16 protein-coding genes are annotated in these 19420 nt (G+C 63.2%); 2 read left to right on the top strand and 14 right to left on the bottom strand.

The features are described 5' to 3' along the window. The first annotated feature begins 1 nt into the window (after position 1). Complete coding sequence (locus R0382_RS14365; protein WP_432720427.1) at positions 2 to 463, top strand: GNAT family N-acetyltransferase; 462 nt, start codon at positions 2 to 4, stop codon at positions 461 to 463. Here the strand turns inward: R0382_RS14365 and uvrC are convergent. Then, positions 442 to 2289 (bottom strand): excinuclease ABC subunit UvrC, encoded by a 1848-nt coding sequence (gene uvrC / locus R0382_RS14360; protein WP_432720426.1) that lies wholly within the window; start codon positions 2287 to 2289, stop codon positions 442 to 444. The genes R0382_RS14365 and uvrC overlap by 22 nt on opposite strands. Before the next feature lie 247 nt (positions 2290 to 2536). On the opposite strand from uvrC, the gene R0382_RS14355 reads away from it, so the two are divergent. Next, positions 2537 to 3886: a sodium-dependent transporter gene (locus tag R0382_RS14355; RefSeq protein ID WP_432720425.1), complete on the top strand. Its 1350-nt coding sequence runs from the start codon at positions 2537 to 2539 to the stop codon at positions 3884 to 3886. Here R0382_RS14355 and R0382_RS14350 read toward each other — a convergent pair. From R0382_RS14350 to smc, 13 genes are all read right to left on the bottom strand, one after another. Further along, positions 3883 to 4203: an EscU/YscU/HrcU family type III secretion system export apparatus switch protein gene (locus R0382_RS14350; RefSeq protein WP_432720424.1), complete on the bottom strand. Its 321-nt coding sequence runs from the start codon at positions 4201 to 4203 to the stop codon at positions 3883 to 3885. The two genes, R0382_RS14355 and R0382_RS14350, sit on opposite strands and share 4 nt — an antisense overlap. Further along, positions 4200 to 5237 carry a flagellar hook-length control protein FliK gene (locus tag R0382_RS14345; protein WP_432720423.1) on the bottom strand — a complete coding sequence of 346 codons (1038 nt, stop codon included), beginning with the start codon at positions 5235 to 5237 and terminating at the stop codon, positions 4200 to 4202. Before R0382_RS14345 ends, R0382_RS14350 begins: the two co-directional genes overlap by 4 nt. Before the next feature lie 2 nt (positions 5238 to 5239). After that, entirely contained in the window at positions 5240 to 5632 is a 393-nt protein-coding gene (locus R0382_RS14340) for a DUF2802 domain-containing protein (protein ID WP_432720422.1), read from the bottom strand. 31 nt (positions 5633 to 5663) lie between these two features. Then, positions 5664 to 5975 carry a hypothetical protein gene (locus tag R0382_RS14335; RefSeq protein ID WP_432720421.1) on the bottom strand — a complete coding sequence of 104 codons (312 nt, stop codon included), beginning with the start codon at positions 5973 to 5975 and terminating at the stop codon, positions 5664 to 5666. After that, the gene (gene fliS / locus R0382_RS14330; protein ID WP_432720419.1) at positions 5962 to 6411 is read right to left on the bottom strand and encodes a flagellar export chaperone FliS; all 450 of its coding nucleotides are present in this window, start codon (positions 6409 to 6411) and stop codon (positions 5962 to 5964) included. The genes R0382_RS14335 and fliS overlap by 14 nt, the downstream gene beginning before the upstream one ends. Positions 6412 to 6444: 33 nt before the next feature. After that, on the bottom strand, positions 6445 to 8013 hold the full coding sequence (fliD, locus tag R0382_RS14325; protein ID WP_432720417.1) for a flagellar filament capping protein FliD: 1569 nt from the start codon (positions 8011 to 8013) through the stop codon (positions 6445 to 6447). Positions 8014 to 8042: 29 nt separating this feature from the next. Next, positions 8043 to 8432: a flagellar protein FlaG gene (locus tag R0382_RS14320; protein WP_432720416.1), complete on the bottom strand. Its 390-nt coding sequence runs from the start codon at positions 8430 to 8432 to the stop codon at positions 8043 to 8045. A 73-nt stretch (positions 8433 to 8505) separates the two neighbouring features. Beyond that, positions 8506 to 9960: a flagellin gene (locus R0382_RS14315; protein WP_432720414.1), complete on the bottom strand. Its 1455-nt coding sequence runs from the start codon at positions 9958 to 9960 to the stop codon at positions 8506 to 8508. A 103-nt stretch (positions 9961 to 10063) separates the two neighbouring features. Further along, positions 10064 to 10792 carry an S-methyl-5'-thioinosine phosphorylase gene (locus tag R0382_RS14310; RefSeq protein WP_432720412.1) on the bottom strand — a complete coding sequence of 243 codons (729 nt, stop codon included), beginning with the start codon at positions 10790 to 10792 and terminating at the stop codon, positions 10064 to 10066. 127 nt (positions 10793 to 10919) lie between these two features. Next, the gene (galU, locus tag R0382_RS14305; protein WP_432724173.1) at positions 10920 to 11798 is read right to left on the bottom strand and encodes a UTP--glucose-1-phosphate uridylyltransferase GalU; all 879 of its coding nucleotides are present in this window, start codon (positions 11796 to 11798) and stop codon (positions 10920 to 10922) included. A 257-nt stretch (positions 11799 to 12055) separates the two neighbouring features. After that, entirely contained in the window at positions 12056 to 14452 is a 2397-nt protein-coding gene (ligA, locus tag R0382_RS14300; protein ID WP_432720410.1) for an NAD-dependent DNA ligase LigA, read from the bottom strand. Positions 14453 to 14520: 68 nt separating this feature from the next. Then, a complete protein-coding gene (locus R0382_RS14295) occupies positions 14521 to 15681 on the bottom strand; it encodes a cell division protein ZipA C-terminal FtsZ-binding domain-containing protein (RefSeq protein WP_432720408.1) in 1161 nt (386 codons plus the stop codon). A gap of 108 nt (positions 15682 to 15789) precedes the next feature. Beyond that, positions 15790 to 19290 carry a chromosome segregation protein SMC gene (smc, locus tag R0382_RS14290; RefSeq protein WP_432720407.1) on the bottom strand — a complete coding sequence of 1167 codons (3501 nt, stop codon included), beginning with the start codon at positions 19288 to 19290 and terminating at the stop codon, positions 15790 to 15792. Between the last annotated feature and the right edge of the window lie 130 nt (positions 19291 to 19420).

Raw genomic sequence — 19420 nt, 5'->3', positions numbered from 1 at the left:
CATGTTGATCCGCGAGACCCGAAGCAACGACCTGCCCGCGCTGTTTGCCCTGCGCGCACAAACCCGCGAAAACGCCCTCAGCGTCGAAGCGCTCGCCAGCTACGGCATCACGCCTGAATCCAGCGCGGCCGCCATGCTGAGCGGCGCGATCAAGGGTTGGCTGTGCGAAATCGATGGCCGCATCGTCGGCTTTGCCAGCGGCGATCGCGACGGCGGCGAGATGCTGGTGCTGGCGATCCTGCCGGACTTTGAAGGCCGAGGCATCGGCAAGGCCTTGCTCGATCACGTCGTCGCCTGGCTGCAATCGCTCGGTCACGCCCGGATCTGGCTCGTCGCCAACCCGGACCCGGCCGTGCGCGCTCACGGCTTCTACCGCCGCTGCGGCTGGGTCGCGACCGGCGAGCTGATCAATGACGAAGAAGTGATGGAATACCGCGGCAATCAGCCGCGCAGTGCGGCGTAGATCTTCTCGGCCAAGGCGGCATTGATACCGTCGACCAGCATCAGATCGTCGACGCTCGCCGCCTTGACGCCCTGCAAGCCACCGAAGCGCGCCAACAAGCGTTGACGCCGCTTCGGGCCGACGCCTTCGATGTCCTCGAGGCTCGACGCCACCCGGGCCTTGGCCCGCCGCGCGCGGTGACCGGTAATCGCGAAGCGGTGTGATTCGTCACGGATCTGCTGCACCAGGTGCAGGCCGGGATGGTCGCGCTTCAGGTGCTTGACCTCGTGCGTCGTCGCCAGGATCAGTTGCTCCAGCCCCGCCTTGCGGGTTTCGCCCTTGGCCACGCCGATCAGCACCGGCTGCGTCAGGCCGACCTCGGCCATCACTTCCTCGGCTTGCGTCAGTTGCCCCTTGCCACCGTCGATCAAGATCACGTCCGGCACGACGCCTTCGCCGGCTGCGATCTTGCCGTAACGACGCGTCAGCACCTGCTTCATCGCCGCGTAGTCGTCGCCGCCGGTAATGCCTTCAATATTGTAGCGACGATATTCCTTGGGCTGCATATCGCCACGGTCAAAGACCACACACGACGCCACGGTCAACTCGCCCATGGTGTGCGAGATATCGAAGCACTCGATCCGCTGCGTCTCGTCGGGCAAACCCAGCGCATCGATCAGCGCCGCCAGCCGGCCGGCCTGCGTCGCGGCCTGACCGAGCCTGAGCGCGATCGCCAGCTCGGCGTTCTTCGTCGCCATTTCCAGCCAGACCTTGCGCTCGCCGTTCGGATTGCTGTTGAGCCGCACCATCCGCCCGGCCTGGTCCGAGAGCAGCGACGCGATCACCTCGGCATCCGGCGGCGCAGGCTGGCACAGCACCATGGCCGGCACGCTGCGGTCGAGGTAATGCTGAGCCAGAAAGGCCGACAGCGCTTCGGCCGCGTCGTAGTCGTCGGCATGGCTCGGAAACAGATTCTTGTCGCCGACATGTCGACCGCCGCGGACCATCGCCAGGTTCACGCACACCAGGCCGTCTTTGACGACGCAGGCGACGATGTCAGCATCCAGCTCGCTGGTGTTGCTCGAGACGAACTGCCGCTCCTGCACCTTGGCCAGCGCCTGAACCTGATCGCGCAGCAGCGCCGCGCGCTCGAAATCCCAGGCCGCCGATGCTGCCTCCATCCTTGCTTCGAGTTCATCGAGCAGCTCGTTCGCCTTGCCACTGAGAAACAATGCCGCATTGTTGACGTCGCGCCGGTAATCCTCGGCGCTGATCAGATTGACGCACGGCGCCGAGCAGCGCCTGATCTGATGCAGCAGACAGGGGCGCGAGCGGTTGGCGAACACCGTGTCTTCGCAGGTGCGCAGCTTGAAGACCTTCTGCAGCAGCTGCAGCGACTCCTTGACCACGTAGCCATTAGGGAACGGCCCGAAATACTGGTTGCGCTTGTCGAGCGCACCACGGTAATACGCCAGCCGCGGTGAGGCATGGCCGCTGATCATCACATACGGGTAGCTTTTGTCGTCGCGGAACAGGATGTTGTAGCGCGGCGAAAGCGCCTTGATCAGGTTGTTTTCCAGTACCAGTGCTTCGGCTTCGCTGCGCACGACTGTCGTTTCGATTTTCGCGACTTGCGATAGCATCAGCCGGATGCGCGGACCATGGTCGTTTTTCTGGAAGTACGAACCGACCCGTTTGCGCAGGTCCAGCGCCTTGCCGACGTACAGTATCGCGCCATCGGCATCGAGATAGCGGTACACGCCGGGCAGGTGCGGCAAGGCCTTGACGTGCTCGATCAGCGCGGCAAGTCGGGTATCGGTGGGTGCGGCGGGCGTCTCAGCGTTCATGTCGCCATTTTACCGCGTCTGCGCTGCGGTTTTCCCGAAGCGACAAACTGGCCGATCGGGATGATAATCCGCGCCTTTCCGCCGCCGGCGATCCCGGTGCGGTCTATTACGCAATTGAGTCGTCCGCGGAAACTGCGCGCGACCCGAGCGCGGCAAGGTTCTTCGTTCGTCCCGGTGCGGGCACGCCGTACCGATGCAGCGACCGGGGCCATGCCGACCGTCGACGACGCCACTGGGAGTACGCGCCATGGCGCAACGTGACGGTTTCACCTCTACTTTCGGCGTCCTGGTCGCCACGCTGGGCTCGGCAGTCGGGCTCGGCAACATCTGGAAGTTTCCCTACCTGACCGGCACCAACGGCGGCGCCGGCTTCCTGCTGGTTTATCTGCTGGCGACCCTGCTCGTTGGCCTGCCGGTGATGATCGCCGAGATCATGCTCGGCCGCACCGCGCGCGCCAACGCGGTCAGCACCTTCGAAATTCTCTCACCCAAACAACCGTTCTGGAAGGCCATCGGCTATATGGGCCTGGTCGCCGCGGTACTGATCCTGGCGTTCTATACCGAGGTCGCCGGCTGGGTTTTTGCCTACGTCGTCAAAAGCCTGACGGGCACGCTTGGCCACACCGATCCGTCCAGCGCCAAAGCAACATTTGGCACGCTGGTTTCATCGCCGGCGCAGGCGCTGTCCTGGCAGTGGCTGGTACTGGTGATCACCGGTGGCATCATCATGCTCGGCGTTTCCAAAGGCATCGAGGCGGTCGCCAAGAAACTGATGCCGCTGTTGTTCCTGCTGCTGATCGCGTTGTGCGTACGCAGCCTGACCCTGCCAGGCGCCGCCGAGGGCTTGCGCTTCCTGTTCGCGCCGGATTTTTCCAAGATCGGCACCGGCGTACTGCTGACGGCGCTGGGACTGGCGTTCTTCAAGTTGTCGATCGGCATGGGCACGATGCTGACCTATGGCAGCTACTTCCGCCCGGAACAGAACATCCCGACCACCGCAGCACGGGTGATGGTTGCCGACCTGAGCGTCTCGCTACTGGCCGGCATGGCGATTTTTCCGGCGGTGTTTGCGTTCGGCTTCGAGCCCGCCGCAGGGCCATCGCTGGTGTTCATGACCATTCCGGCCGTGTTCGACAGCATGCCCGGCGGACGGATCTTCATGACGCTGTTCTTCATCCTGACCGCGATCGCATCGCTCGGCGCCATGCTGTCGATTCTCGAAGTGCCGGTGGCGATGATGACCGAACGCTGGTCCTACAGCCGCAAGAAAGCCACCTTGATTACGCTGGCGGTGGTTGCGCTGCTTGGCGCGCCGGCGTCACTGTCGCAAAGCCTGACACAGGACTGGAAGCTGTTCGGCCTGAATGCGTTCGATCTCTTCGACTACCTGAGCTCCAACGTACTGCTGCCGCTGGGCGGCATTCTGATCTGCCTGTTTGTCGGCTGGTCATACGGCATCGCCAAGCTGTCCGCCGGGCTGTCCAATGACGGTCAGTTGAAGAACCGCCCGCTGGTGCGCACGCTGTTCGTGTTGCTGCGATATGTATCGCCGCTGCTGATCGCCATCGTCATGCTCAAGGCGCTCGGTATTTTCTAGGGTTGTTGGTTCGCGACCGCTGGCGGCGCCTTGAACAACGGCGCCGTCACGTCGGCTCCGGCTTCAAGCAGATAGATGAATGCCAGCAGCTCGGCAACCGCGCGGTACAGCTGCTCGGGAATGTGCCGGTCCAGGTCGACCTGCATCAGCAAAGACACCAGCTCTGGGGATTCGTGCACGAACACGCCGGCCTCGCGCGCCTTCTCGATAATGCGCTCGGCAGTCAGCCCCTGCCCCTTGGCAACGACCCGCGGCGCGCCGCCACCATCGGCATAAGCCAGCGCCACCGCCTGCTGGCGATTGTGCGACTTGCTCACCTCGCCCCTCCGTCTTCACCGGAGACCACCGCCGGCGTTCCCGCCAGTGCCAATCCGGCCGCGGCAAAGCGCGCCTGCAACACCGGTTGCCATGCACTGATCGCGGCCCGGGTTTCCGGCTGCGGCGAAACAAAGCGCAATGAAAACTGCCCCTGGTGCAGCTCGGCCAGCACCGAGACCGCACCGAGCCGTGGCAGCGTCAGATCAAGACGGGTTTGCCAGCGCCGCGTTGCCTGTTCGTCCGCGCTGGCCGCTTGATGGTCGTCGTCAGGCACTTCGGTATTCAACGCCCAGCGCAGTGGCTGCCCGGGCCATGCCTGCCCTTGCCAGACCACTCCGCCCTGATCGAGGGCATCAAGCTGCCGCTGAACCAGTTGCCCAAGCACCGCCCGGGTCTCGTCGATTCGCGGCGCCGCGGCGCCGGCGCCGTCCGGCGGCGAAGCAACAGCCGCGCGCGGCGTTTCCGCTCCCAACGCATTCTGCGGTTCACGCATCAACGCCTGCAGCGGTCGTTCGCCACGCACCCAGTCAGCCTGATGCGACTCGTAAAACAGACCGCTATTGTTGATGGCTTGCGCCAGCCGCTCGGTCAGCTTGGCAACGTCAGGGGCTGCGGCATGATCAAGTTTGAGCAGGGGCTCAGGATCATCAACGCCGCTCGCTGCGGCGCCTGCGGCCGGGCGCAGCAGCTCGGCCAGGGTACGCGCGGCAGTGCTGAGCGTCGTCGCCTGACGCGGCTCGGTTGCAGCCCCCTGCAGCAGCGCAAACCGCAAGGCTGGCGACGTCGAGACGACCTCAAGCTCGATCTGCTCCCCCGGCTGCGTATTGCGCGGAAGGTTCAGGTCGAGCAATTGATCTTTGATTTGCACCGCGAAGCGGCCATTGGGCAGTTCGTTGCGGACAATCGCCTGCAGGCGCTCGCCAACCGTCAACAGCAGTTCTTCGGTACCTGCCAGCCGGGCGGTATCGATCAGCGGCGTCTGGCCCTGCAGGTATTGCTGCAGCAGACCGACTGCGTTGCTCCCCGGGAGCATGACTACTTGTGACCCTGTTTGCGGTAAAGCGCGATGATCAGATCCACCTCGCCGCGGGACAATCCGCAGACCGATGCGACCTGTGAGGCCTCCGCCCCCAGACGCGCCAAACGGATCGCATGTGCATAGGGTGATTCGTCGCTGACCTCGATCGCCGGCTCCGCACCGCTGGTCACCGGCTCGACCTGCTGAGCGGCGAGACGAATTTTCAGCCGCTCGATTTCCTGCCGCAACGCCACCACTTCGACACGCAAGGCTGCATCGGGCGCGCTAGTGTGCTTTGGCCACGACCAACCGTGGCGCTTCAGGAAGAACAGCAACTGGGCGATATAGAACACGATCAGGCCGAGGCTGACGTATAGCAGTTGCTGCCAAGTGATCAGAATGCCATTCATGCTCGGTTCCGTCGCCCGCCACGGGGCGTTATCAGCGATAGGCTCGATTCAGTTTATCGGCGTTGTGGACATTTTGCAGTGCTGCCTGGGATTCATCGCGGGCCCGTCGGACCAGCGGCATCAGCTCCTCCAGCATGGATTGCGACGCTGTCATCAAGGCGACAGCCTGTTGTCGCTGCGGCGAAGCCGACCAATCCATCGGCAATTGCGCCGCGGCGACTTCGTCATAATGTGCCAGCGCCACCAGCAAGGCCTCATCTTCCGAAGCGGCCAGCGCCTGCTTCACAGCCAGCAGGCTGTCGTGCAGTGACTGCAGCCGGGCTAGCGCGTCATGCACGGCCATAGCTGAGCACGCTGGCGGCATCCGGACGTGGCGACTCGACGGCCTGCGCTGCCTGCGCGGCAGGGTCGATGGCCTCCCAAGACTGCTTGAGACCACTCAGCAAGCCCAGCACCTCGTCGAATAGCGCTGCATCGTTGCGTAAATTGGCCTGCAGCAACTGGGTGCTGATGTACTCGTAGAGTGCATCAAGGTTTGCGGCCAGAGCCCCACCCTGTTCCTTGTCCAGCGACAGACGCAGGCCGTCGTCGACAATGGCGATCGCCTTCGAGGTCGCGGCACCCTTCTCCGCGATATTGCCCGCTTCCAGATGCACTTTCGCCATCATCACGGACTTGATGGCACCCTCGAACAACATGGTCACCAGCCGGTGCGGGCTGGCAACATCCACCGCCATTTCAACCGACGTTTGACCATAGGCGTTCAGCGCCTTCTTCATTCCCAGCATCCATTTTCCCTTTCAGCGACCAGATCAGTTGGACGACAAGCTCGACAGCATGGCCATCAGCGACGAGCTGCTTTGCTGCATTTTGGTCAGCGTCTGATCGAGCGCCACGTACTGCTTGCGCAACCGGGTTTCGGTTTCCGTCAGTTTGGCGGTCAGCGTATCGCGCTGCTGACCGAGCAGTTTGATGCTGCTGTTGATGCCGTCGGTGCGGCTATCCATCATGCCGCCCTTGGTCAGCATCTTGTCGAGCATGTCGTTCAGTTTGACACCAAAGCTATCCGCGCTCGACGCCGGCGCCTTGGTCGGATTCTTGGTCTTATCGTAGGAGCCGAGGAAAGACATCACCGAATCAAGGTTGTTGGTCACGGCCTTGTCGAGCTTGGTCGAATCCAGCGCGAGCTTGCCATCCTGCTGGAAAGCGACCCCCAGCTGCGACAGTGTCTTGATGGCATCGTCGCCACTGCCGAACGCCTCGCCCAGCATGCTGCGCAACTGGCTCTGCACGCCCCGCACCGACGCATCACCCTGCAAGATGCCGGCCGTCTTGGTTTTGGGGTCGTAGCTTGCAGCCTGGCTAATCGACCCTTGCACATCGTTGTACGCCTTGACGAAGGCCGTCAGCGCCGTCTTGATCGAACCACTGTCACGCCCGGAGGTCAGCTGGACCGGGGAGGAGACACCGTTGCTGTCGGTCGTCGTCTTGAGCAGATTGATCGTCAGCCCGTTCACGACTTCGGTCATCGTGTTGCTGGCGCTGGAGACTTCGATGCCGTTCACCTTGGCCTTGGCGTTCTGGGCCAGCCCGTCTTTCAGGATGGTGAAGCCGCTGGTATTCAAATTGCCCGAGGCATCGGTCGTCGCATTCTTGGGGTCGAACGCCAGCTTGGACAGATCGGTAGCGACATCCACGCCACTGGCATCGGTCGTACTCACACCGACCTTGAATGCATAGTTTTCGCCGGTATTCGCCCCCGTCAGCACCAGCCGAACACTATTGTCGGAGTCCTTGACGATCGACGCCGTCACACCCAGATCGGTCTGCTTGTTGATCGAGTCACGCACCTCGGCCAGCGTGAGCTTGCCGTCACCGTTCCCATCGGCGATGGTCACCGAGGTGGGCTTGGCCTTTGGATCTGCATTGGGGATAAAGCCGTCGGGGGCCGTTGCGTCGATCTTGCCGAACGTGAACGTCAACTTCGACTGGCTGACGCCGGAACCGGCAGGAACCAGCACCTGATCGGCCGAGGTGAACTGACCACCCTGGCTGGTCAGCCGCTGACGCTGCGCCAACTTGAGGATGTCGAGCGAGAAATTGCCCAGATCTGCCGTGTTGCTGGCCGATACGGTCGCCGCATCACTATTGGAAGAGCTGGCCTTCACGCCGTTCAGCTTGCTGAGGTCCAGCAACGACGACACCGCCGTCTGAAAGTTCGACAACGCACTTTTGATTGTCCCGAGCGCACTCAACTGCGACTGGAAGCTCGCCTCTTTGGTGTTCAGCTTGGCGATCGGCTGCTGCTCGATCTGCATCAACTGCGAGACGATCGAGTTGATATCGAGGCCGGAACCGCCATTCGTAGTGATCGTTGCCATATGTGCTCCCTTTCAGACTGATTGCGGGGTCAAACCTTGTCACGCACCAGCAAACCCCGCAGTTTGTCGATACTTTTGGCGATGTTCAACGCTTCCTGCGTCGGAATCTGCCGAATCACTTCCTTGGATTGCGTGTCGATCACCTTGACCAGCGGCGTCTTGGTGTCGTCATCAATGCTGAATTCAATGCCAACCTTGGGCTGCAAGGACTGGACGGTCTCATTCAGTTTTTTAACTGCATCCTCCACAGCGGCCGACTGCTGCTTGGGGGTGAGCGCCTGCACCGCGTCCGGATTGGTCACTACGGCACCATTCGCGGCTTGGGTGGTCGCCGCAAGCTGCACGGCCGGCTGCTTCGCATCTCCTTGCGGTTGCAGCGGTGAGCTTTGGCTCAGGGGATTGATCGCCGAAATCGACATGGGTTCCCTCTCCTGCAAGAAGCCCCGGCACGTGGCCGGGGCTGTCAGTTTAACGTAATGTCAAACCCGAGTCTTAGCCGCGCAGCAGGCTCAGCACTTGGTTCGGCAGCGCGTTAGCTTGGGCCAGCATCGCGGTACCGGCTTGTTGCAGCACCTGGTTACGCGTCATCGTCGCGGTTTCTTTCGCGAAGTCGGTATCCTGGATGCGGCTACGCGAAGCGGACAGGTTGTCCGAGGTGGTTTGCAGGTTAGCAATCGACGATTCGAAGCGCGACTGCAGGGCACCGTACTGGGCGCGCTGACCGTTCACTGCGGCCAGAGCCGAGTCGACGATCTTCAGTGCCTTTTGCGAGTTGGCGAAGCTGGTCACGTCGAGCGAAGCAACGGTATCCAGCGTCGAAGCCTTGGTCAGGCCGTAGCCCGAACCGGCATCCGTCACCGAGAAGCTGTTGGCCGAGTCGAGGGTCACGCGGCCGTTGGCCACAGCAACCGCAGCAGCAGCCTTGGCATCGAATGCAGCCGCACCGGTGGTGCCGTCGGCATCGTAGCTGTTCACATCCAGCTTGGTGTTGGCAGCAGCAGCCTGGTTGGTCACCTTGATGTCGTTACCCGATGCATTGGTCAGCTTGATGCCGCCGTTGACCGCGTCGAACTCGGCGGTGACGCCGGTCTTCGAAGTTGCAGCGTTGATCGAGTTGATCGCCGAAGCATAGTCGTCTGCCGTGGTCGCGCCGCCGCTCACGCTGAACGATACGGTTGCCGCAGTGGTGTTGTCCGACGTGATGCCCAGGGTATACGTTTCAGCACCCAGACCAAGGTTGGCGCTGGTCGAAGCCGTTGCGCTCACACCGGTCTGATCGCTCTTGGCATTGATTTGCTGGGCGATGCTTTGTGCGGTATCGGTCGCGGTGGTCGTGTAGGTAGCCGAACCGAGCGAACCGTTGATCTTGACCGCTTGGGCCGCCACGGTCTTGGTCGCAGCGCCAACCGCCGGCTGGTCAACCGCAACCGAGTTGTTGCCGTAGTTGTTGGTGCGGAAGTTCACGCCGCTGGCCTGGATCACTTGGTTCGCGTTGGCGCCGACCTGGAAGGTAGCGGTACCGAACGAGCCGTCCAGTAGGTTCTTGCCGTTGAAGTTGGTGGTCTTGGCAATGCGGTCGAGTTCCGAAGTCAGTTGACCGACTTCCGATTGGATCGCCTGACGGTCGCTCGACGAGTTGGTTGCGTTCGACGATTGAACGGCCAGTTCGCGAATCCGTTGCAGCATATCGCCAGCCGACGACAGCGCGCCTTCAGCCGTTTGCGCCAGCGAAACGCCGTCGTTGGCGTTGCGGTTGGCTTGATCCAGGCCACGAATCTGGCTGGTCATGCGCTGGGAGATGGCCAGACCGGCTGCGTCGTCCTTGGCGCTGTTGATGCGCAGACCCGACGACAGGCGTTGCAGCGAGGTATTGAGGCCTGCTTGCGAAGTGCCAAGATTGCGTTGCGAAGTGAGCGAAGCAACGTTGGTGTTAATGACTTGAGCCATGATGTTTCTCCGATAGAGAGACGATATTTTTAGGAAGCCGGACCAGCGTTGCTGCGTCCTTGAACCACTTATCGTCGGCATCCCGGAGAACTTTAGGGAATGCTCACATATTTTTTAGCAGCATTTCAGCCGATGCCATGCCGAGTGCGAGCACTTGCGCCGCGTCGACCCGATTGACGCTGTCCACGCTCTCGGCCAGACCCGCAGCACGGTTCGCGACAACCGCCAGCATGGCGTAGGGCACGCCACACTCCCGGGCCAGCGCCGCCTCGGGCATGGCCGTCATGCCGACCATATCGGCCCCATCGCGCTGCACCCTGCGCACCTCGGCCGCCGTTTCCAGCCGCGGCCCTTGCGTGCAGGCGTAAACACCGCCGTTGATCAACGCAATCCGCCCCCGCTTCGCTGCCTGCAAGAGGGCTTTGCAGAGCAACTCGTCGTACGGCTCGGTAAAGTCGACATGAGTGACCGCCTGATCGCCACCATCGAAAAACGTGTGCTGTCGCCCCCAGGTGTAGTCAATCAGCTGGTCCGGCAACACCAGCGCCCCCGGGCGAAGCTGAGGTTTGATGCCCCCCACCGATGCCAGGGCAACGATGCCCGTCACCCCCTGCTCGGCCAGTGCCCAGATGTTGGCGCGATAGTTGATGCGATGCGGCGGAATCGTGTGGCCATAACCGTGGCGCGCCAGGAAGACCACAGGCTGCTCGCCAAGTACGCCGAACACCAGCGGGCCAGACGGCTCGCCATACGGCGTCCGCACCACCAGACGACGAGACACCTCAAGACCCGACAACCAGGTTGCACCGGCACCGCCGAGAATGGCCAGCATGATCGCCCCTCGCCGGCGCAGCGAAACGGCGCCGGTGCTTCAATCATATGCACTCGCTGGCGAGCATGAAAAAACAAGGCGACCCGTGGGCCGCCCTGTCTTTTGCGCTTGCTTACCACACCTGGCGTTAAACCTTGGGTAGCGTGAAGCGGCTCAGATACTCGGCAAATTCGCCACCGACCTCCGGGTGCTTCAGACCGTAGGCGAGCGTCGCCTTCAGGTAACCGAGCTTGGAGCCACAGTCGTAGCGCGTCCCCTTGAGCTTGTGCGCGAGGATGTGCTGCTCCTGCATCAGCGCGAAGATCCCGTCGGTCAGCTGGATTTCGCCACCCTTGCCCGGCTGCACGTGCTGCAGGTGATGGAAAATTCGCGGCGTCAGGATGTAACGACCAACGACGGCCAGCGTCGACGGCGCCTCTTCGGGCCTCGGCTTTTCCACGATATTGTTGATGCGCAGGCGACCGTTGCTGTCGTCGACGGCGACGATGCCGTACGAGCTGGTTTCTTCGCGCGGCACTTCCTCGACGCCGAGCACGGCGCAATGGGTATCACCGAACACCTCGACCATGCGCGCCATTTCGGACGTTGCGCCACCATCGATCAGGTCGTCGGCAAGAATGACCGCGAACGGCTCGTCCCCAACCACCGGCTCGGCGCACAGCACCGCATGACCAAGTCCCAGAGCCTCCGGTTGGCGGATGTAGATGCACGTTACCGATTTTGGAATGATCGACTGGACGATATCGAGCAACTTCTGCTTGCCCTTGGCCTCAAGCTCGCTCTCGAGCTCGTACGCCTTATCGAAATGATCTTCGATATTGCGCTTGTTGCGACCAGTGATGAACACCATCTCGGTAATGCCGGCGTCAAGCGCCTCTTCAACGGCATACTGGATCAGCGGCTTGTCAACGACCGGCATCATCTCCTTCGGGCTGGCCTTGGTGGCGGGCAGGAAACGAGTCCCCATACCGGCCACCGGGAAGACGGCCTTGCGGATTTTCTGCATTGAAGTTGCTCCTTTGTGATTGTTCTCTGGCGCCAGCAATCCGAGCCGCAGCGCAGCCCCCATCACCTGGTCGGACTGGCGCTGGCCGAGTTCATCCGGCCATTGGGACACGGCAGAACGCCCCAAACCCAGCGCGTCGGCAAGCCGGCTCTGGGTTCCGAAAAGGCGAAGTGCTTCAGATTTACGCATTCAGTCATTGTTCAACAAATTAAACCAACAACGCAAGCCCAACAATCATCCATCACTCGTTCAAAAAACTAAACGCCACCCAGCAACGCACGCAAACCCTGCTCATCCAGCACCGCCACGCTGAGCGACTCCGCCTTGGCCAGCTTCGACCCCGCAGCCTCGCCAGCGACGACATAGTCGGTTTTCTTCGACACACTGCCCGACACCTTGCCACCGGCAGCTTCGATCATGGCCTGCGCCTCGTCGCGCGTCAGCGACGGCAACGCCCCAGTCAGCACCAGCGTTTTACCGGACAACACCCCCTGCGGCGCCAGATCAGCCGGCAGCGACTCCAGCAAGGCGTCACGCTGTGCACCCAGCGCCCTCAGCATTGCACCGTTCTCCGCATTCGCCAGCCATGCCAACAGCGACGCACGCACATCGGCAGGCAACCCGGACAGCGTCGACTCATCAAGGTCAATCAAGGCCTGCGGCGAAGGCGCCACTTCGGCAAGCTGGCGCGCGCGCACCGGTGTGAGCTTTGCCACGCCGAGCGCCGCGTACAGTTCGGCCGGCGCCAGTTTGTCGCGCCACGCCGCGCTCGGCGCATGCGTATCGGCCGGCGCAACGCCGGCAGCCAGCAGCGCATCGAGCGCCTGCTGGTTTTTCGGCTCGGCAAAGAAATCGGCGATCGAATCGGCGACCGTCGCCCCGACGTCGGGCAGCACCCGCAACAGCGGCGCCGGCGCCTGACGGATCAGCGCCAGATCGCCAAACCAATCGGCCAGCGTTTTGGCCGTCGACTCACCGACGTGGCGGATACCGAGCGCAAACAGCAAGCGCGCCAACGGCGGACGCTTGCTCGCGGCGATGCCGTCGATCAGGTTTTCGGCCCACTTGCTGGCCACCTGCCCCGCCTTGACGGTTTCCGGCACCATGCCATCGCGCTCGTCGGCACGCTGCTTCATTTCCAGCAAATCGGCCAGGGTCAGCCGGTACAGATCGGCAATGCCGTGGACGTAGTCGAGATCGACCAGATTGTCGATATAGCGCTCGCCAAGGCCCTCAATGTCCATCATCCGTCGCCCGGCAAAGTGCCGGATCGCCTCTTTGCGCTGGGCCGAGCAAAACAGCCCGCCAGAGCAGCGAGCAATCGTCTCGCCCTCTTCGCGCACCACGTGCGAGCCGCAGACCGGACACGCTTTCGGCAATTCGAACGGCGCGTATTGCGGCCGCTGCACTGGCGAAAACAGGTCACCACCCGCCTCGTCGACCATCGGCCGCCGTTCGAGCACCACGCCCACCACTTCGGGAATCACATCGCCGGCGCGACGGACGATCACCGTATCGCCAACGCGCACGTCCTTGCGGCGCACCTCATCTTCATTGTGCAGCGTGGCATTGGTGACGGTAACGCCACCGACAAAGACCGGCTGCAGCCGTGCCACCGGCGTGATCGCCCCGGTCCGGCCGACCTGCACATCGATTGCCTCGACCGTCGTCAGCATTTCCTGAGCCGGGAACTTGTGCGCAACCGCCCAGCGCGGCTCGCGACTGCGGAAGCCCAGCTCCTGCTGCAACGCCAGCGCATCGACCTTGTAGACCACACCATCGATATCGAACGGTAGCGCCGCCCGCAGTCCGGCCACCCGGTCGTGGAACGCAGCCAATCCGGCGCCGCCTTGCGTACGAACCCGCTCGGCACAGACCGGCAGGCCGAAGCCTGCCAACGCATCGAGCAGCGCCGAATGCGCCGCTGGCGCCCCCTCCCAGCCCGACACTTCGCCAACACCGTAAGCAAAGAACGACAAGGGCCGCGTCGCTGCGATCGCAGGATCGAGCTGGCGCACCGCGCCGGCCGCCGCATTGCGCGGGTTCACGAAGGTCTTGGCGCCCGCAGCAAGCTGTTTCTCGTTCATGGCGTCAAAGTCGTCCCGACGCATATAGACCTCGCCACGCACCTCGAGCAGCGGTGGTGCATTGCCAAACAAGCGTAGCGGGATCTGCCCGACGGTACGGATGTTCTGCGTTACATCCTCACCGGTCACGCCATCGCCCCGCGTCGCGGCACGGACCAGCACGCCACCCTCGTAGCGCAGACTGATCGCCAAGCCGTCGAACTTCAGCTCGGCCGCGTAGTCGACCGGCGCATCGGCCTCGGTCAGCGCCAGCTCCTTGCGCACGCTGGCGTCGAACGCCAACGCCCCTTGCGCGGTCACGTCGGTCTCGGTACGGATCGACAGCATCGGCACGGCGTGCGGCACCGGCTGGAATTGTGGCAAGGGCTTGCCGCCGACACGCTGCGTCGGCGAATCGGTCGACTTCAGCGCCGGATGCGCAGCCTCAATGGCTTCAAGCTCGCGGAACAGGCGGTCGTATTCGCCATCGGGCACGCTCGGCGCATCAAGCACGTAATACTCGTGACCGTAGCGATGCAACAGTGCGCGAAGTTCAGCAGCACGGGAAACGGGATCGGAAGCAGTCATGATGTCTGGTCCTGAACGAAAAACGCCGCTGTCGGACAGCGGCGCCTTGGCATCATCAAAAAAATGGATCAGGCGAACAAGCGCAGCGCCGCCATCGACCCCGGCGCAATGCCGCGGTCATCCATTTGCGCGTAGATATTGGTCAACTGCCGACGGATGTTGGCAATGCTGCCCGGCGCCAGCGGGCGACCGGAGTCGTCGACCAGATCCCCCGCCAACAGGTTGGCCAGTTGCTGGGCAATGTCGCTCAGGTGATCGAAAACCGGCAGACCACCGGCAACGCGCGGCACATCGAACAGGAAGGTCAGTCCGTCGCTGGTATTGCCGAACGGGCTCTGATCCTGATTGACCAGCGAAAACAGCGCCTTGCCCGACTCGCTACGGTAGTGGAACAGCCCATCGGTGCCGCGCGCCAAACCGGCCTGCTCGGCAAATACGCGCACCCGCTCCATCGGGAACGGTCTGCCCTGGCTGACGACATTCATGCCGATCAGCACGTCGACCGACGCGCAAAATTCGTCCAGTTCCTTGGCGGCGGTCAGCTTGCCGGAGCGCTGCGGGAAGGTCACCACGGCCTCGTGCTCATCGGCAAACTGCTGCACAGCCATGCAGAAGGCGTTGAGCTGCTCCTGCGTCAGCGAACCCTGACGGTCGGCCAGTTGCAGGCCGGCGCGCAGTTCGGTGTAGCGGCTGGTGCTGCGGCCACTGACGACTTCCCACTGCCCGGCTTCGGTCAGGCCCAGCACCATCACGCGCTTGGAAGCTGGGAACTGCGGCACATCGGCAGCCGGAACCGGCTCGGCGGCGTGCACTTCGGCGATGAAATCGAGCGAAGCATCGAGCTGACTGGTCGCAAGCACTTCGACATCCTGCAGCTCGACCTGCTTGACCGCGACCTTCGGCTCCGGCGCACGCACGGGCTCGGCAATGTCGTCGAATGACGGCAGATCGACGTCGACGTCGACCTCGGGCACGTCAAGCTGCGGCTCGCGACGAGCAGGCGCGGCCGCAGGTGCAGCCACCGGCTCGATCATCGGTTCAAGCCGCTGGCCACTGGCAGCCGGGCGAACCATGTTCTTTTGCGTTTCAAGCAGCACGTCGGGCTGGTTCTGCGCGAAGGCGCGCTGCGCCTGCTTGCGGTAGCGGTGTTCTTGCCACCAGTTGAAGGCATAGACGGCCGCAACAATGGCGCCCCCCGCGATCAATGAACCCAGCTGTAAATCTGTCATGGTCTTCTGCACGTAATCCGTCGCAGCGGCGACGGATGAATTATTCCGAATTTGAACCGGGCGATTCAAGCCCACGGTTTACCTTGCGCTTTGCACGATTTTCTTGACTCACACCGCAAGCGCCGTATCCCGCATGGTCAGCGCCTGCTGAATATCCACGGCGACAACCCGCGACACGCCCTGCTCCTGCATTGTCACGCCGATCAACTGCTCGGCCATTTCCATCGTCAGCCTGTTGTGACTGATATAGAGGAATTGCGTTCGCTCGGCCATTTTTTTGACCAGGTCGCAGAAACGCAGGGTATTCGCGTCGTCCAGCGGCGCATCGACTTCATCCAGCAGGCAAAACGGCGCCGGATTCAGACTGAATAGCGAGAATACCAGACTCAGCGCGGTCAGTGCCTTCTCGCCACCCGAAAGCAAGTGGATGGTGCTGTTCTTTTTTCCGGGCGGCTGCGCCATGATTTGTAAGCCGGCATCGAGAATTTCGTCGCCGGTCAAATGCAGTTCGGCATGCCCGCCACCGAACAGTGCCGGAAACAGCGCCTGCAAATTGGTATTGACCGTGTCGTACGTCGATTGCAGCAATGCTCGGGTTTCCCGGTCGATTCGGCGGATCGCCGATTCCAGCGTTTCGGTGGCCGATAACAAATCGGTGGATTGCGCGTCGAGATAGTTGGCGCGCGTTTGCGCCTCCTGCAACTCGAGCAGCGCAGCCAGATTGACCGCACCCAAGGCATTCAAGGCCTGGCTCAGCCGGCCGATTTCGCTCAGCAGCGACGATGCCTTGATGCCCGCCCCCAGGCGCGACGTCAGTGCTACCTCGTCGGCACCGGCCTCGACCAGCTCATCGGCGTAGCGCTCGAACGTCAGACGTGCCTCCTGCTCCTTGAGCTTGAGCGCTGACAGCGCGTCGCGGGCCGGCTCCAGCCCCTGCTCGATCGTGTGCCTATCGGCCTCGCGCTCCCGTTGCGTGTGGGCAATGCCATTCAACGCATCCCGCACCTCGGCCAGCCGCCGCTCCGCATCGATACGCCGATCGATGGCCTGCTGCACATCGTCGTCCAGCACGGCCTCAGCGACTGCCTCCAGCTCGCGCTGCTGCGCGGCAAGCCGCTCGCCGAGCAGCAGCGCCTGCGAGGTCAACGCTGCCGATCGCCGCGCCAGCTCGTTTAGGCGATCGCGAGCACTCTGCGCGGCAAAGCGGTCGGCCTGCAATTGGCGTTCGGTCTGGCGCAGCCGCTCGCGTTGCGTCGCGAGTGCTGCATCGGCCGTCGCACGCGACTGCCGCGCCTGCTCAAGCGCAGCCGTCAGCGGCAAGGCAGCGGCATCTGCATTGGCCAGCGCCTGCGCCGCCGACTGACGCTCCGCGTTATTTTCATCGACCAGCACAAGCAGCTCGGCAAGCGCGTCGGACGACGCTTCCCGGCGCAGCCGGACAGCCAGCGCGTCGGCCTCGCGCGCAGCCAAGGCCCGCTCCAGGCCGGCAAGATGCTGCGCCACATCCAGTTGCTGCTGACGCAGCGAGCGCAATGTCGCTTCGCGATCAGCAACCCGCGGCGTCGCAGCTTCGATCTCCGCCTGCACTGCATCCAGTTCGGGCATCAGCACAGCCAGCGCATCAGCCGCGGCCTTCCGCGCCAGTTTGCGATGTACCGCCCCTTGCCCGTCGCCCGTGGCGGCAAAATAGTGCACCGATACCGGCGTGACGACATGCCCTTCCGGCGTGACCAGCCGCGCCCCCGGCGGCAGCCGCCGCCGCCCGGCGAGCGCCAGCGCGAACGAATCGGCGCAGTACACGCCACACAGCAACATATCAAGCGACGCCTTCAACCCGGCGTCGCGCACTTGGGCCATCGCCACCAACGGCACCCAATCGTTCGACGATCCAGATTGAGATACGGCATCCACGCGCCCCAGTACCGACAAAGCCACTGGCGCAGCGTCCATCGGCAGAGCGTCAGCAATCCGGGCATTCAATGCGCCGCCGAGCACCGCTTCGAACGCGGTGGCCCACTCCGGATCGACATCAAGCTGCGACAACAATGTCGGCACGTCGCGCAAGCCATGCTGATCGAGCCAGCTTGCTAGCGCTGCGTCGTCATTGGACGGTTGGACCTCGAGCGCCGCCATCCGCGCCACGGCATCGGCGCGTGCCAATGCCAGCCGCTCGCGCTCAGCTTGCTGCTCGGCCAGCTCGGCTCGCTCGCGCTCATGCATTTCATCCTGCAATTCGACCGCCAGCATACGGTCTTCGATACCGGCACGAAGGGTATCGACCTCATTGCGCAGCGCCGCTATCTCGGCAGCATCGTCACCGACCGCACTCGCCAAATCGGCATCCAGCCGGACTTTGCGCGCAGCCAGCGTCGCAGCCACCCTCTCCGCCTGCTGCAACTGTTGCCGCGCCAGCTGCTGTGACGACTGGGCCACCGCCTGCGCATCGCGCAGCTTCTGCAAGGCGAAATCCTGTTCGCGCAATGCGGCTTCCAGCGCAGGCTGGCGCTGCACTTCCTCGTCAAAGCCGATGGCAGCCTCTTCGACGGCGAGCAAGGCATCATCGCGCTTGAGCTGCCACAGCGAGACCTCGTCGTCGCAGCTTGCGCGCTGCAACGCGATCCCGGCCAGTTCGTCATTACTGAGCGTGAGCTGCTGCTGCAGCCGTTCACGTGTCTGCCGGACGTGCAGCAGTTGCTGCTCGAAACGCGCCACCACGGCATTTGCGTCGAACAACGCCACCTGCGCTTCGTGCACACTGCCGGTTGCCCCCGCGTGATGCTCGCGCAGCGCCTCGATCTCGGCTTCGTGCGCGCGCAGCGCCGCCAGCTTCGCGTCCAGCGCCGTCTGCGCGGCGGCAATCGACACACGGACCTGATCCAGCTCGGCCGAAGCATCGCGCTTGCGCTGCAAGGCCAGCAACTGCTGCTTTTCGGTGATCAACCCCTGCAGACGCTGGTATTCGCCAGCGGCCTCGGCCTGCTCACGCAGCTTGTCGACCTGTGCCGCCAGTTCGCGACGGATGTCGTCCAGGCGTGCCAGGTTGTCGCGCGTATCGGCCAGCCGGGATTCGGTTTCGCGTCGGCGCTCCTTGTATTTGGATACGCCGGCGGCCTCCTCGAGAAAATGCCGCAACTCCTCGGGCTTGGCCTCGATGATGCGGCTGATCATGCCCTGCTCGATGATCGCGTAACCGCCCTTGCCGACGCCGGTCCCGAGAAACAGGTCGGTAATGTCGCGGCGCCGCACCGCCAGATTGTTGATGTAGTAGTCCGAATCCCCCTGGCGGGTGAGGACGCGCTTGATCGAGATTTCGGCATAGTTCGACCACTGTCCGGCCGCCAGCCCTTCGCGGTTGTCGAACAGCAGCTCGACCGAGGCCCGACTGACCGGCTTGCGGCTGGTCGAACCATTGAAGATCACATCCTGCATCGACTCGCCACGCAATTGCTTGGCCGACGATTCACCCAGCACCCAGCGCACTGCATCGATCACATTCGACTTGCCGCAACCGTTCGGCCCGCACACGGCGACAAGCTGGCCCGGCACGTGGATGGTGGTCGGGTCGACGAAGGATTTGAAACCGGCAAGTTTGATATGGGTAAGACGCACGCGGGGCAGGCTCCTGGCGGAGCCCCGATTGTAGCGGCCTGCGCCAGACAGGCACAGGCCGCTGCTGCGTTCAAATGTGTGAGTGACCGAGCACTGACCCGCCTTCGCTCACCCTTGCGCTGGCCAAGCA

The organism is Jeongeupia wiesaeckerbachi, assembly GCF_050916355.1.
Taxonomy (GTDB): Bacteria; Pseudomonadota; Gammaproteobacteria; order Burkholderiales; family Chitinibacteraceae; genus Jeongeupia; species Jeongeupia wiesaeckerbachi.
This window is presented reverse-complemented; position numbering and strand designations above follow the sequence as displayed.

Bases quoted from the DNA above. Each gene is read 5' to 3' on its own strand.
- R0382_RS14345 (WP_432720423.1), bottom strand. From the start codon at position 5,237: ATGCTCCCGGGGAGCAACGCAGTCGGTCTGCTGCAGCAATACCTGCAG.
- galU (WP_432724173.1), bottom strand. From the start codon at position 11,798: ATGCAGAAAATCCGCAAGGCCGTCTTCCCGGTGGCCGGTATGGGGACT.
- fliS (WP_432720419.1), bottom strand. From the start codon at position 6,411: ATGAAGAAGGCGCTGAACGCCTATGGTCAAACGTCGGTTGAAATGGCG.
- R0382_RS14295 (WP_432720408.1), bottom strand. From the start codon at position 15,681: ATGACAGATTTACAGCTGGGTTCATTGATCGCGGGGGGCGCCATTGTT.
- R0382_RS14355 (WP_432720425.1), top strand. From the start codon at position 2,537: ATGGCGCAACGTGACGGTTTCACCTCTACTTTCGGCGTCCTGGTCGCC.
- R0382_RS14310 (WP_432720412.1), bottom strand. From the start codon at position 10,792: ATGCTGGCCATTCTCGGCGGTGCCGGTGCAACCTGGTTGTCGGGTCTT.
- R0382_RS14340 (WP_432720422.1), bottom strand. From the start codon at position 5,632: ATGAATGGCATTCTGATCACTTGGCAGCAACTGCTATACGTCAGCCTC.
- R0382_RS14335 (WP_432720421.1), bottom strand. From the start codon at position 5,975: ATGGCCGTGCATGACGCGCTAGCCCGGCTGCAGTCACTGCACGACAGC.
- R0382_RS14365 (WP_432720427.1), top strand. From the start codon at position 2: ATGTTGATCCGCGAGACCCGAAGCAACGACCTGCCCGCGCTGTTTGCC.
- uvrC (WP_432720426.1), bottom strand. From the start codon at position 2,289: ATGAACGCTGAGACGCCCGCCGCACCCACCGATACCCGACTTGCCGCG.
- fliD (WP_432720417.1), bottom strand. From the start codon at position 8,013: ATGGCAACGATCACTACGAATGGCGGTTCCGGCCTCGATATCAACTCG.
- ligA (WP_432720410.1), bottom strand. From the start codon at position 14,452: ATGACTGCTTCCGATCCCGTTTCCCGTGCTGCTGAACTTCGCGCACTG.
- R0382_RS14320 (WP_432720416.1), bottom strand. From the start codon at position 8,432: ATGTCGATTTCGGCGATCAATCCCCTGAGCCAAAGCTCACCGCTGCAA.
- R0382_RS14315 (WP_432720414.1), bottom strand. From the start codon at position 9,960: ATGGCTCAAGTCATTAACACCAACGTTGCTTCGCTCACTTCGCAACGC.